Origin of the sequence: Chitinophaga pinensis DSM 2588, assembly GCF_000024005.1 — a bacterium.
Lineage (GTDB): Bacteria > Bacteroidota > Bacteroidia > Chitinophagales > Chitinophagaceae > Chitinophaga > Chitinophaga pinensis.
In genome coordinates this window covers 8,164,301-8,178,298 of the sequence record NC_013132.1, presented here as the reverse complement: position 1 = coordinate 8,178,298, position 13,998 = coordinate 8,164,301, and the positions used below count along the sequence as shown (strand labels likewise).

The following is a 13,998-nucleotide window of genomic DNA, read 5'->3' as shown; positions in this document are numbered from 1 at the left end:
AGGTCATTAAAACTTCCACACAGGTGAAAACAACACATATATCGTTGAATGCCTTTCATGCCATGGCTTTCGGTCTGCTGCTTTTATTGCTGCCCTCTTTATCACAGGCTACGTGTACTGCACCTCCGAAAAAAGAATATTACAGCATACTTATCTATCATCTGAAAGATGCCGCACAGGAAGCACGTATGGACGCTTATCTGAAGGATGCACTGCTGCCTGCTTTACACAAGGCAGGAGCCGCACATGTAGGCGTATTTAAGCCTGTAGGAAACGATACGGCGGCTGATCGCAGGATCTATGTATTTTTCCCGGGCAATTCGACAGAAACCCTGTTACATATGCCGGCTACCCTATTACAGAACAGTGCTTATCTGGCTGCAGGAAAAGACTTCATTGACGCAGCATGGGATCAGCCTACATTCGTACGCCAGGAAACGATTATCCTGCAGGCATTTCCAGGAATGCCGAAAATGGCTTTACCTGCATTGACGGGCGCCAAAAGTGAACGTATATACGAATTACGCAGTTATGAGAGTCCGTCGGATAAATTATACCGTAATAAGGTAGATATGTTTAACAAAGGTGACGAAGTAGGGATCTTCAAAAGACTGGGTTTTAATGCGGTATTCTATGCAGATGTATTAAGTGGCAGTCGTATGCCTAATCTTATGTACCTGACTACTTTTGATAACAAGGCATCAAGAGATGAACACTGGAAAGCTTTCAGTAGCGATGCACAATGGAAAACATTGCTGGCAAAACCGGAGTATGCACATAATGTGAGCAGGTCAGAGATTATTTTTCTGTACCCTGTGGAATACTCTGATATCTGATCAGCAATGAAATATGCATAAATGCATAAAAAGGGAATGTATCAAAAATAAACGAACGTTCTCAGCATTGCTTACATGACTACCTGATTCCATCAGGTACCGAATAAAAAGAGCCTGTATCAGTGAGATACAGGCTCTTTTATGTTAACTATCGCTATCTATCCAGGTGATGAATATTATCTTCCAGCGCCAGTGCCGGCGTACTGTTCGATATAGTGATTACTTTCTTTGAAAATGATCTTACCGGTAGGTAATTTATAGATTTTGAAACCCTTTCCTGCTACGTCTTCCCAGAAGATCGTGTATTGCGGAACTGATTTCTGTGTGCTTTTGTCGATTACTTTAATACGGCCATCCTGTAACAGGTTGGATAACATGTCCTCGATATAAGGCAGGAGAATGTTCTCATCTTCTGTCCAGAACTGCACAAACTTATCAGTATTGTACTCAAGATTTGTGTGATTGGAATCAGCCAGGAAAGCCTGTGCGGCAGTGAAATGTGATTCCAGTTCCTGTGCGGTCAGGTGGCTGAACTGTATATTACGGAACATGGTGTTATCGCTGTAACATTGTTTCTGTAATAACGTGTCCATGCCTTTCATGTAGTTAATAAGATCTACACGATTGATCACAAGGATGCTGGTTTTGTTCTGGTAGACGATGGAATCTTTCATGGTATCATCCGGGTACAACTTGATGATCTCCTGCGCCTGGCTGGCGAGGGCTGCAACGAGGATTGTCACTGTTAAAAACAAGGTTTTCATATGAGTATGGTTTCATTAAGTATTTCACAAATATAATAAACTTACTTTATGTATCTATATCCCTGAAAATGGCCAAATTAACATTACAATAACAGGAATGGGCGCAGGTTTGACGTCAGTATGCTATGTATCATGCAGTTAGTTTCTATATCTTTGTTGCTATGGCACATATCGCAATCACCCTGACCTGTACCGATGAATTGAAAGACATACTGGTAGCAGTGTTAGCAGAAAAGGGTTTTGAAGGTTTTGAGGAACAGCCGGGCAATATCCTGGTGGCTTATATACCTGCAGAAGATTTTAATGAAGCAGATACAAACGAGCTCACGGCAGGTTTCGGCTTAACATATACGCAGGAACGCATAGAACAGACGAACTGGAATGCTGTATGGGAGAGTAATTTTCAACCGGTACAGGTAGACGATTTCTGTGGTATCAGGGCGTCTTTTCATGAGCCGTTTGATCCGCAGCCACAGCACGAGATAATGATCACGCCGAAGATGTCATTCGGAACGGGGCATCACGCAACGACTTATTCTGTCATTAAGCTGATGCAGGATATCGATTTCAGGGGCAAGCAGGTATTCGACTTTGGTACAGGTACAGGCATCCTGGCTATTCTGGCCTGTAAGATGGGTGCTTCTGTGATCGATGCGATTGATATAGACGAATGGTCTGTGGAAAACACAAAGGAGAATATTGCCAGCAATAATGCATTACCGGTGAAGGTATGGCAGGCTGACAGTCTGAAGAATATCAGGAACAGTTATAATGTGGTGCTTGCTAACATCAACCGCAATATTTTGCTGGAATTTATGGCTGATATGCGCCGTCTGCTGGTAAGAGACGGGATTTTATTACTCAGTGGAATACTGAAAGAAGACGAGACTGCTATCCTGGAAGCAGCAAGACAGCATGCACTGGTGCTGGAAACGCAGCTGGAAAAGAATAATTGGCTGGCAATGAAATTATTAGCACGATAGTTGGGGCCCGTTCAAGATAAATTAACTAATATTATTCTGAAAACTATACAATTTTCGTGTTAACAAAATTCTTAATGTTTTCTTAATTTTAACGAACGAATTTTACTATCTTAGCAAAACCTAACTTGTTGTATGACAGAATTATTGTTACTATTTTGTGCTTATCTGATCGGTTCCGTACCTACCGCGGTATGGGTGAGTAAAGGCGTTTTTGGTATGGACATACGGGAGTATGGCAGCGGCAACGCCGGTGCTACCAATACCTTCCGTGTACTGGGACCAAAGGCGGGCTCTTTTGTGATGCTGGTAGATATGCTCAAAGGAGTAATGGCCGTGCGTCTGGCTTATCTCGTTGGCTACTATCAGAATCCTGAGCACCTGACAGAGGTTACCACACAGCTGGTGAACTTTCAGATCGGCCTCGGACTGGCAGCAGTGCTGGGACACATTTTTCCTATCTGGGCAAACTTCCGTGGCGGTAAAGGTATCGCTACCCTGTTTGGCCTTGTACTGGCTATTCAGCCGCTGGTGGCAATCTGCTGCGTAGGCGTATTTCTGCTGAGCCTTTCCCTGACAAGATATGTATCCCTGAGCTCTATTTCCGCCAGTATCGCTTTCCCGATTCTGATCCTGTACATCTTTAACGAGCCCGAAGTATTCTACCGTATTTTTGCCATCGCTGTCGCACTGATGGTAGTACTGACACACCAGAAAAACATTTTCCGTCTTATCAACGGTAACGAGAGCAAAGTTCCTTTATTCCGGAACAGGAGAGACAAAAAATAAGCTCCGCCACACATGGTATGCCGCATCCCTTTCTGGCATATCTATTGCACTGAATAAGATTAATAATTAACTTTCCGCAGTTTTTGATTGTTACGTTATAGGGTATTTACATGCCGTATAAGTGATAATCAAAAACTGCTTTAATAGCTGTTAGTAGCACACTTTGGACGGTGCAACACTGTCAAAAACAAACATTTCAGATGCAAAAGAAACTTCTTCTTCTCGGTACGGGCCTGGCGCTGATCACAGCATGCGCCAAAGTACCTATTACTGGCCGCAGCCAGTTAAACCTGATCCCTGAAAGCACCATGCAATCTATGGCCCTCCAGGAATATCAGAGTTTTCTTTCTCAGAATAAAACTGTCGCAGCAACCACCAGTAAGGATGCTGAAATGGTAAAAAGAGTAGGACAGCGTATCGCGAATGCCGTTACCAAGTACATGAACGATCATGGTGCCGGTTCTCAGATTGCCAACTACAAATGGGAATTCAACCTGGTAGATAGTAAGGAAGTGAACGCCTGGTGTATGCCGGGTGGTAAAGTAGTGGTGTATACAGGTCTGCTGCCTGTTACACAGAATGAAACGGCGCTTGCCTGCGTAATGGGACATGAAATTGCGCACGCTATCGCACGTCATGGTAACGAGCGTATGAGCCAGCAGGTAGTGGCACAGGGAATCCAGGTAGCTGGTTCCGTAGCCCTGAACCGTAACCCTGCTGCACAGAATATCTTCCTGCAGTCTTTTGGTGTAGGCGGTAACCTGGGTATGCTCGCATATTCCCGTAAAAATGAGCTGGAAGCTGACCACCTGGGTGTGATCTTCATGGCAATGGCGGGTTATAATCCACAGGAATCAATTCCTTTCTGGCAACGTATGGCTTCTCAGAGCGGCGGTAACAAACCACCCGAAATTACCAGCACGCACCCGAGCGATGAACGTCGTGTAGCTGAATTACAGCGCCTTATGCCTGAAGCAATGAAGTATTATACACCGATCAAGTAAGACCGGTCCGACATACTAAAAGAAAAAAGCATCCACCTGAGGCGGATGCTTTTTCTTTTATATTTCAGCTGTTTATTTCTCCAGGGCAATATCCACTACCTGTTTGTTTTTCTGGATCTTCATCTTGTCAGGTACATGGGCCAGTATTTCCTTCTTAAAGGCGGCTATTAGCGCCTGTTTAATGAAGAAACGGTGTGTAACTATACTTATCTCCCTCACAGGCTCAGGAGCCTTAAAATACCGAACCATATTCATCTGGCGGGCCGACATATCCTGCAGGGATAATTCCGGTAAAATGGTATATCCTGCGTTCAGGTCCACCATTCTTTTCAGGGTCTCTACGCTACCCGTGTTATACTCCAGGTTTTTATATTCTCCCATGGTGAATTTATCCCGGCAGATGTTCAGCACCTGGTTCCGCATACAGTGGCCTTCATTCAGTAACCACACTTCTTTTACATCAATATCTTCCGGTTTGATATACTTCCTTTCGAACAGGCTGTTGTTTTTGGCAGCATATACCACGAATGATTCGTAGAATAAAGGTTGTTCTTCCAGGTTCGGGTTATGGAGGGGGGTAGCCAGCAGACCGCAATCCAGCTGTTCCTGTTTGAGTTGCTGTATGATCTGTTCTGTCGGATATTCCCATATCTCCAGTTTTACCTTAGGATACTTCTTCATAAAACCGGTCAGGATACGTGGCAGGAGATAGGGTGCCAGGGTAGGAATAATGCCTACACGCAGAATGCCCTGAACTTCCTTTTTATGTTCTCCGATGATCTCTTTGATCTTCCCGTTTTCTTTCAGGATGATACGCGCCTGGGTGACGATTTCCACGCCTATCTCAGTAGGGATCACAGGCAGTTTACTCCTGTCGAAGATCTTGACCCCCAGCTCGTCTTCCAGTTTCTGGATCTGCATACTGAGTGTGGGTTGTGTAACGAAGCATTTTTCGGCTGCGAGCACAAAGCTTCTATAGGTATCAACCGCAACGATATATTCTAGTTGAACTGTGGTCATGCGGTAAAATTACGAATTATCAATTACGATTTATGACGATCGGTGATCTGTAGCGGGAATGGTCCCCTGCAAGATTACGCCTGTATGCATAAAAAAATGACGGATTACAAATAGTACCAGGGATGATCCTGATCATTCGTAATCCGTCATTCGTAACTGTTAAGTAGCCTTAACTAGAATATTCTGTATCTGTATTTGATCTTGTCAGTGTTGTTATACAGTTCCTTGATGTTGATGGAAGCCTGTATTTCTTTTACTGCTTCATCTTTCAGGTTACGGAACTCTGCCTGTTTGGTGTCGATCGTGTTTTTATCAGCCAGACCGTTATCCTGTGCAATTTTCAGGGAGCTGTTTACTTTACCGTAGTAAGAATCCAGCAGGGTGAAATACTCATTGTACAGGTTCTCAAAACGTTTGGTCTGCAATACGAGATCTTCCAGCTGGTTATTCACTTCTTTCAGATTGGGATTCTCACGCAGCAATGCTTCGTAATCGATCTTTCTGCCCTTGGTGTACTTTGTTTCCAGGTCATTGAAATAGGTAACTACCTTGTCTCTTTTAAAGTCGAAGAAGAAGTCGTTCAGTGTTTCTCCTATAGACTTGTTACCACGCTGTGGCAGCTGGAATTTCAGGGCACTGGCGGTGAACATGATATGATCATACAGGTTGTCCTGCAGTAAGTTCAGCTGATCTTTGTTGAAGTTCAGACCATACTCAAATTTCTGGTTTGCATCATTCAATGCGGTGTAATACACTACATATTTGTTCAGTTCTTTTTCGAACTCTTTCAGTGTATTCTGATTGATCTCCTTGTTGTTCACGCTGATGCTGTGCAGAAAGTTCATCACAGAGTTAGCGATTGCCAGGGGAGGAGTCAGGGAAGTAAAGCTCTGGAAGATCGGACTGGCGATGATGGATTTGGTAGACTCCACGATCTTGCCATTCTTTTCGTTTTTATCCGCTTTACCTTTCAACACTACTTTCTCTACCAGTTCCACGATACGATCACTCAATGAGAAACCCAGTTCTTTACTTTCAGGGTTGTTCAGTGAAGTGATGAATACGTCGAGGTTGTTAGTGGTGGTACGAGACTTCAGGTCAATGATCTTTTTATTCAGCAGATAATATGTTTCGCTGGCGAATACGATATTATTCCTGATCAGTTCATATTTGGTAATGTTGTCTATTTCACGGCCCTGCAGTAATCCCTGAATAGCATTGGAATTCTGCTTGTCGCTGTCGTTAATACGCTGCAACTCCTCCATTATACGGCGGATGGTCGTGTCTTGTGTCCTTACCTGAGGCATCACCACATTCCTGAGTTCAGCGTCTGTGGTTGTAGGTGGTTTTGGTTTTTCCGGTTCCTGTGCCTGCGCATAATGGAAACTTGAAATTAAAATCAGTAGTAGTGTCAGATATCTCATAGAATTAAAATGCGTGATCTTTAGACTGATTTGACAAAAACATAACATTCACACCAGGATACACATTGTCCACAAAGCCGACGAAAGAATGTCCGCTTTTAGTTGCGACCTGTAATTGTTTCTGCATGCTATGTTTATTAGCGTTTCTTTAACAGTCCATGAAAATATGGTGCCAAAAAACGAGTTTACACAAAGATAACAATTTATGATAAGTTGAAACCCGCAGTCTTTCAACTACTTTGTTAACTTTGGCCGCAAATTACCCACTTTCATGATAAATAATAAAAAGATAGTGGTTGTATTGCCTGCCTACAACGCCGCTTTGACACTAGAGAAAACCTACAATGAAATTCCTTTTGACATTGTTGATGAAGTCGTATTGGTTGATGATGCCAGTAGGGATGAAACAGTTGCTGTAGGAAAGCAACTGGGAATCAGTCACATTGTGCGCCACGACAACAACAAAGGTTATGGAGGAAACCAGAAATCCTGTTATAACAAGGCCCGGGAACTCGGAGCAGACATTGTCATTATGTTGCACCCGGATTATCAGTACACACCTAAGCTGATTATTGCCATGAGTAGTATTATTGCAAATGATGTGTACCCTGTCGTGCTTGGTTCACGTATTTTGGGAAATGGTGCACTCAGAGGAGGGATGCCTGTCTATAAGTACGTGGCAAACCGCTTCCTCACATTAGCCCAGAACCTGCTGATCGGACAAAAGCTCAGTGAATACCACACCGGATACCGTGCATTTTCGGGAGAAGTCTTGAAAAACATCGATTATATGGCCAATGACGATGATTTCATCTTCGATAATGAGATGTTATCTCAGATTTTTATGAAAGGTTATGAAATAGGTGAAGTAACTTGCCCCACCAAATACTTTGAGGAAGCCTCAAGTATTAATTTCAAACGCAGCAGTATCTACGGATTCGGAGTATTGAGGGTCAGTATGCAGCATTGCCTGCATCGGTGGGGGTGGATCAAAGCGAAAATATATAACTGATTAAACTGTTTAATTTGGGCCTCCAGTGGGAATTAGCTAAAAAGTACCTGCATTATTACTTTACCGCAGGCAACCGTCATGATGTACATTCTCCATTTGTATTTGACCTGGTAGAAAAGGTGTTACGCGACAGGAAGAAACCGCCTGTGTTCCGCGAAATAGAGCAAATGAGAAAATCCCTGCTGGCCAGTACGGAAACATTACAGGTAACCGACCTCGGAGCCGGTTCTCTTACCAATGCAGGCCGTGAGCGTAAAGTAAGCGATATTACCCGCCATGCCGCCAAACCGGCTAAATTTGGTCAGCTGTTCTATCGCCTGATACAGTACTTCCAGCCGGAATACCTGCTTGAATTAGGTACTTCTATGGGGATGTCTACTTCCTATATGGCCAAGGCAGCACCTGGCGCAACCGTACATACGATTGAAGGTTGTCCGAATATCGCCGCCCGTGCAGCTAAAAACTTTGCCTCCTTACAGCTCAGTAATATTAAACAGCATACGGGTAATTTTGATACCGTATTGCCTGCATTGTTGAAAGAAATGCCCAGACTAGACTATGTCTATATTGATGGTAACCATCGTTCCGCACCAACCCTGGCATACTTCGAACAATGCCTGGAGAAAGTACACGATGATTCTCTGTTTATCTTTGATGATATTCACTGGACGCCGGATATGGAAAGTGCATGGCATACCATTCAGCAGCATCCGAGAGTGACCTTTACCATCGATCTGTTCTTTATCGGACTGGTGTTTTTCAAACCGGAAATGAAGATCAAACAGCACTTTGTATTGAAGTATTAATAAGTCAGAAATTAAGAATTAAGGATTAAGAATTGGGAGACAATGGTTTTCCTGTTCAATTATAGCGTCCTTTTGAACTGACATAAGAAAATTCAGCGTGGGAGCAGGTATCTTATCGGGATAGCTACTCCCGCTTTCTTTTACCATCCACACCAATCTCCGCTGCATTTCAATTCTTAATTCTTAATTTTTAATCCTTAATTTAATTCCAAATACTTCCATTTATGAAAACATTCCGTGCCCTAGCGCTCTTATTGTTCACCTATCTCTCTTCTATGGCTCAGACTACCCCCGACTACAGTGCATTCAGTTATGAAACTTTTGTACACAACGGGGATACCCTGCGCTACCGGATGCTGAAACCATTGAATTATGAATCACAGAAAGCTTATCCGCTTGTGATGTTTCTGCATGGTTCCGGAGAAAGAGGGACTGATAATGCCGCACAGCTCCTGCATGGTGGCAGTCTTTTCCTGAAAGATTCGCTGCGTCAGCAGTTCCCGACTTTTGTGATCTTCCCGCAATGTCCGCCGGATTCCATGTGGGCAAGTATGAAGGTAAAACGTGATGCAAGCGGTAAAGCAATTGAACGGTCCTTTTCCGACGGAACAGATCCGGAGGCAACACCAGGACTGCTGGTGAAATTACTGACGGATAGTCTGGTAAAAGCCGGAAAGGTAGACAGCCGGAGATTGTACCTGGGTGGATTATCACTTGGGGGAATAGGAACATATGATATACTGGCACGCTATCCTGGTATGTGGGCGGCTGCATTCCCGATCTGTGGTATCGGTAATGTGGATAACGCGGTTAAATTCAGAAAAGTACCGATGTGGATCTTCCATGGGGCGGAGGACAATGTCGTACCTACTTTCGGATCAAAGAATTATTATGAGGCCCTGAAGAAACTGAAAGCGGATGTGAAGTATACGGAGTATCCGGGTGTTGGGCACAACAGCTGGGACAATGCGTTTGCAGAACCGAATCTGCTGCCCTGGATATTCTCCCATAAGAAATAAGATATTGGTAAAAATAAAACGCCCCGACACATGATCGGGGCGTTTTTCCACTCTGCACAGGATTTGAATTGTTAACTATGTATAGACTGTATAGCTGAACGGGCAGCATCTACGGTCGCGTCTAAATCTTCTGTTGTCAGGGCTGAGCTGAGGAACCAGCTTTCAAATGCAGATGGCGGAAGGTATATACCACGTTCCAGCATAGCATGAAAGAAGTGTTTGAACAACTCATTGTTGGCGCCTGAAGCAGCCTCAAAATTGATAATAGGATACTCTGCAAAATGAACACTCATCATAGATCCGAGATTGTTGACCTGGTGTACAATCCCTGCTGCACTTAGTACAGATTGTAATCCCCCGGCGAGATATGCGGCTTTTTCTGCCAGCTGCCGGTAAATATCAGGATTCTCGTTTAACGTCTGCAACAATGTATAGCCTGCAATCATGGCAATCGGATTACCACTTAATGTTCCTGCCTGGTAAATTTTTCCCGCAGGGGCTATATGTTCCATAATCTCTTTACTTCCTGCGAAGGCGCCTACAGGCATACCTGCGCCAATTATCTTGCCAAAGGTAACCAAATCTGCTTTAATACCGAACAGTTCCTGTGCCCCGCCGCGCGCTAATCTGAAACCTGTCATCACTTCATCGAAGATCAGCAGGATATTATGTTCGTCACAGAGATTACGCAAACCCTGCAGGAAGCCTTCCTGTGGCAGGATGCAACCCATGTTACCGGCAACAGGCTCTACTATAATAGCGGCAATCTGGTCAGGATTTTCTGCTATCAGCTTTTCCACAGCCGGTAAATTATTGTAAGGAGCGGTAAGCGTATCGTTGGCTACGGTCTGCGTAACACCCGGTACAGATTGTATGTCCAGGGTGGCTACGCCGCTACCTGCACTTACCAGGAACGGATCTGCATGACCATGATAGTTACCTTCGAACTTGATAAATTTATTGCGGCCGGTGTAACCTCTGGCCAGTCTCAGTGCTGACATACAGGCTTCCGTACCTGAATTCACCATTCTCACCTGTTCTATATTCGGTACCATACTGATGATCAGTTCTGCTATTTTGATCTCCAGTTCTGTAGGTGCGCCAAAAGAGGTGGAATAAGTGGCATATTCCTGAATTGCCTTCACTACCGGTTCATAGGCATGTCCCATGATCATCGGCCCCCAGGAATTGATATAATCAATGTAACGTTTCCCGTCCACATCATACATATAGGCGCCTTTAGCGCTTTTCATGAAGATAGGAGAGCCGCCTACGCCTTTGAAGGCGCGAACAGGGGAGTTTACTCCACCGGGAATAACCTGTTTTGCTTTTTCGAATAATGCTTTGCTTTGCGTGTACATGGTAGTGATAAATATTTTTAACTGAAAAGCATGTGTACCGGATTACAATAATCGCACCGCGTCTTTTGCGAAATAGGTCGCGATCAGATCGGCGCCTGCACGTTTGATGCTGGTCAACGCCTCAATAATAGCTTTTTCTTCATTCAGCCAGCCCATTTTTGCGGCTGCTTTGATCATAGCGTATTCTCCGCTTACATGGTAAGCGCTCACCGGTACATTTACCTCGTCTTTGATCTTTTTAATCACATCCAGATAGTACAGTGCTGGTTTTACCATCACAATATCAGCGCCTTCCTGTACATCCATCAGGGTTTCTTTCAGTGCCTGGGTGGAATTGGCATAATCCAGCTGATAGGTCTTTTTATCGCCGAAGCCCGGAGCTGAATCCAGGGCATCGCGGAAAGGACCATACAGGCAGGAAGCGTATTTCGCGCTATATGCCATGATACCTACCTTATGGAAGCTATGTTGTTCCAGCATACTACGGATGGAAAGGATACGACCATCCATTTTATCACTTGGCGCGACAAAATCAGCACCTGCTTCTGCATGGCTGAGGCTCATGCGGGACAGTACTTCTACCGTAGCGTCATTCACAATCTCTCCGTTTTCCACGATACCATCATGACCAAAGGAAGAGTAAGGATCCAGCGCTACGTCAGTCATTACCACTATTTCAGGAACGGCATCCTTGATCGCTCTGATAGCGCGTTGCATCAGACCTTGTGGATTAACCGCTTCTGTACCTTTATTATCTTTCAGTTCATCTGCGCATTTGATAAAGAGCAGTACACTTTTGATACCCATGCTCCAGAGCTCTTTCACTTCTTTCACTGTCAGGTCCAGTGAATAACGGAAATAGCCGGGCATAGAAGAAATTTCTTCTTTCACATTTTCTCCTTCTACAATGAACAACGGTGCAATAAAATCGCTGGGCGTCAGTATCGTTTCCGCAACCATCGCACGGATGGCGGGAGATGTTCTCAATATCCTGTTTCTGCGTATCATAAAAATGTGTTTTTATTGTGTTTTAAACGGCCCACTCTCTGGGTTTCAGGAATTCCACCAGTTGTGCTTCCGGACTACCTTCAGCAGGGTGGTAATCGTATTCCCAGCGTGCTCTTGGCGGAAGACTCATAAGTATGGATTCCGTACGGCCGTTGGTTTTCAGACCAAACAAAGTACCTCTGTCATGAATCAGGTTGAACTCTACATAGCGTCCACGCCTGTATTCCTGCCAGTCTTTCTGTGCATCTGTATATGGTATGTCTTTCGTCTTTTCCACGATGGGCAGATAAGCCTGTATAAACGCTTCGCCATTGGCTTTGGCAAAGTTGAACAGCTGTTCTGCATTCATCTTTTCACCGGGACGCTGATAGTCGTAGAAGATACCGCCGATACCGCGGGCTTCATTATTACGGTGTTTGTTGATAAAGTACTCGTCACAATGCTTTTTAAACAGCGGATACAGCTCCGTACCAAAAGGATCACAGGCATTTTTGAATGTCTGGTGAAAATGTATACCATCCTGTTCATCCAGGTAGTAAGGCGTCAGATCAGCCCCGCCGCCAAACCAGGAATCTTTCAGTGTACCGTTATCGTCATACAGTTCAAAATAGCGGAAATTGGCGTGTACAGTCGGTACAAAAGGATTCACCGGGTGAATAACCAGGGAAATACCACAGGCCATGAACTGAGCCTGGCCTACACCAAACTGTTTAGCCATCAGTTCGGGCAATTCTCCATGTACAACAGAGGTATTGACACCGCCTTTTTCGAATACGTTGCCATCTGCAATCACGCGTGATTTACCACCACCGCCACCAGGACGTTCCCAACGGTCTTCACGAAAACTGGCTTTACCATCTATATTTTCCAGCGCTGTGCAGATCTCGTCCTGCAGGCGGTGAATAAGGGAAATAAAGTTGTCTTTAATGTTCATAACTGGTTTCCTTTAGAATTCCTTGACAGTATCGATAAATGCTCTTGCGTGGTCAACCGGCACATTTGGCAGGATACCATGGCCGAGGTTCGCAATGTAGCGATGTTTACCAAAGCCGGTCAGCATTTCTTTTACTGATTTTTTGATCTCAGGAATCGGAGCCAGTAATTTGGCAGGATCGAAGTTACCCTGAAGGGTGACATTATTACCTGCGAACTGTCTTGCGCGGGCTGGCTGAATAGCCCAGTCAACACCCAGACAGTTAGCGCCGGTAGCCGCCATTTCTTCCAGTGCAAACCACGCACCTTTGGCAAATACGGTAACCGGGCACACATCTTTCAGTGCAGCCACGATCTGACGCATATATTGAAGAGAGAAGTTTTCGAAGTCCTGAGGACTGAGCAGACCACCCCATGAATCAAACAACTGTAAGCAGTCTGCGCCTGCTTTTACCTGTTCTTTCAGGTAAGCGATCGTTGTATCAGTGATCATCTGAAGCAGCTGATGTGCTACTTCCGGTTGCTGGTAGCAAAATGCTTTAGCCGCATCGAAAGTCTTGGAACCTTTACCCTGTACCATGTAGCAGAGCAATGTCCATGGTGCACCTGCAAAACCGATCAGCGGAACAGCGCCATCCAGTGTTTTCTTGGTTAAAGCCAACGCTTCAAATACGTAATTGAGGGTGTCCTTTACATCAGGAACGCAGAGTTTCTGAAGATCAGCTGCACCTTTTACCGGATCCGGCAATACAGGACCGATCTTTTCGATCAGCTGTACTTCCATACCCATTGCCTGTGGCACTACGAGAATATCAGAGAAGATGATGGCAGCATCTACGCCTACCTGGTGTACGGGCATCACAGTGATTTCCGTAGCCAGTTCGGGGTTCATACAGCGTTCAAAGAAGGAGTATTTCTCCCGCAGTTTGATATAGTCAGGCAGGTAGCGGCCAGCCTGGCGCATCATCCACACAGGAACACGTTCTGTTGTTTCTCCGCGTAAAGCTCTCAGTAAAAGGTCATTCTTTAAGGCGCTCATTCG

At 44.7% G+C, this 13,998-nt stretch carries 14 protein-coding genes; 7 read left to right on the top strand and 7 right to left on the bottom strand.

Features of this window, described 5'->3' with window-relative positions:
- Window positions 1-23 precede the first annotated feature (23 nt).
- Window positions 24-836 carry an NIPSNAP family protein gene (locus CPIN_RS32225; RefSeq protein ID WP_012794083.1) on the top strand — a complete coding sequence of 271 codons (813 nt, stop codon included), beginning with the start codon at window positions 24-26 and terminating at the stop codon, window positions 834-836.
- A gap of 176 nt (window positions 837-1,012) precedes the next feature.
- On the opposite strand, the gene CPIN_RS32220 is transcribed toward CPIN_RS32225, so the two are convergent.
- The gene (locus tag CPIN_RS32220) at window positions 1,013-1,600 is read right to left on the bottom strand and encodes a hypothetical protein (protein ID WP_012794082.1); all 588 of its coding nucleotides are present in this window, start codon (window positions 1,598-1,600) and stop codon (window positions 1,013-1,015) included.
- A 161-nt stretch (window positions 1,601-1,761) separates the two neighbouring features.
- Between CPIN_RS32220 and prmA the strand changes: the two genes are divergently transcribed.
- The 3 genes from prmA (at window position 1,762) to CPIN_RS32205 (ending at window position 4,373) form a co-directional block, all read left to right on the top strand.
- Window positions 1,762-2,583, top strand: a complete 822-nt coding sequence (prmA, locus tag CPIN_RS32215) for a 50S ribosomal protein L11 methyltransferase (RefSeq protein WP_044220226.1) — start codon at window positions 1,762-1,764, stop codon at window positions 2,581-2,583.
- 132 nt (window positions 2,584-2,715) lie between these two features.
- Window positions 2,716-3,369, top strand: a complete 654-nt coding sequence (plsY, locus tag CPIN_RS32210) for a glycerol-3-phosphate 1-O-acyltransferase PlsY (protein ID WP_012794080.1) — start codon at window positions 2,716-2,718, stop codon at window positions 3,367-3,369.
- Between the two features lie 200 nt (window positions 3,370-3,569).
- Complete coding sequence (locus CPIN_RS32205) at window positions 3,570-4,373, top strand: M48 family metallopeptidase (protein WP_012794079.1); 804 nt, start codon at window positions 3,570-3,572, stop codon at window positions 4,371-4,373.
- A 72-nt stretch (window positions 4,374-4,445) separates the two neighbouring features.
- On the opposite strand, the gene CPIN_RS32200 is transcribed toward CPIN_RS32205, so the two are convergent.
- Complete coding sequence (locus CPIN_RS32200; protein ID WP_012794078.1) at window positions 4,446-5,393, bottom strand: hydrogen peroxide-inducible genes activator; 948 nt, start codon at window positions 5,391-5,393, stop codon at window positions 4,446-4,448.
- Window positions 5,394-5,566: 173 nt separating this feature from the next.
- The gene (locus tag CPIN_RS32195; RefSeq protein WP_012794077.1) at window positions 5,567-6,817 is read right to left on the bottom strand and encodes a hypothetical protein; all 1,251 of its coding nucleotides are present in this window, start codon (window positions 6,815-6,817) and stop codon (window positions 5,567-5,569) included.
- 271 nt (window positions 6,818-7,088) lie between these two features.
- On the opposite strand from CPIN_RS32195, the gene CPIN_RS32190 reads away from it, so the two are divergent.
- The 3 genes from CPIN_RS32190 (at window position 7,089) to CPIN_RS32180 (ending at window position 9,654) form a co-directional block, all read left to right on the top strand.
- A complete protein-coding gene (locus CPIN_RS32190) occupies window positions 7,089-7,829 on the top strand; it encodes a glycosyltransferase family 2 protein (protein WP_012794075.1) in 741 nt (246 codons plus the stop codon).
- A 14-nt stretch (window positions 7,830-7,843) separates the two neighbouring features.
- Window positions 7,844-8,635, top strand: a complete 792-nt coding sequence (locus tag CPIN_RS32185) for an O-methyltransferase (protein WP_012794074.1) — start codon at window positions 7,844-7,846, stop codon at window positions 8,633-8,635.
- 224 nt (window positions 8,636-8,859) lie between these two features.
- On the top strand, window positions 8,860-9,654 hold the full coding sequence (locus tag CPIN_RS32180) for a carboxylesterase family protein (RefSeq protein WP_012794073.1): 795 nt from the start codon (window positions 8,860-8,862) through the stop codon (window positions 9,652-9,654).
- A gap of 71 nt (window positions 9,655-9,725) precedes the next feature.
- Here CPIN_RS32180 and hemL read toward each other — a convergent pair whose 3' ends face one another.
- From hemL to hemE, 4 genes are read right to left on the bottom strand one after another with little or no spacing between them, the layout of a single operon-like run.
- Window positions 9,726-11,015, bottom strand: a complete 1,290-nt coding sequence (gene hemL, locus CPIN_RS32175; protein WP_012794072.1) for a glutamate-1-semialdehyde 2,1-aminomutase — start codon at window positions 11,013-11,015, stop codon at window positions 9,726-9,728.
- Between the two features lie 42 nt (window positions 11,016-11,057).
- The gene (gene hemB / locus CPIN_RS32170; protein ID WP_012794071.1) at window positions 11,058-12,023 is read right to left on the bottom strand and encodes a porphobilinogen synthase; all 966 of its coding nucleotides are present in this window, start codon (window positions 12,021-12,023) and stop codon (window positions 11,058-11,060) included.
- Between the two features lie 22 nt (window positions 12,024-12,045).
- On the bottom strand, window positions 12,046-12,957 hold the full coding sequence (gene hemF, locus CPIN_RS32165; protein ID WP_012794070.1) for an oxygen-dependent coproporphyrinogen oxidase: 912 nt from the start codon (window positions 12,955-12,957) through the stop codon (window positions 12,046-12,048).
- Between the two features lie 12 nt (window positions 12,958-12,969).
- On the bottom strand, window positions 12,970-13,995 hold the full coding sequence (gene hemE / locus CPIN_RS32160) for a uroporphyrinogen decarboxylase (protein WP_012794069.1): 1,026 nt from the start codon (window positions 13,993-13,995) through the stop codon (window positions 12,970-12,972).
- Window positions 13,996-13,998: the final 3 nt, after the last annotated feature.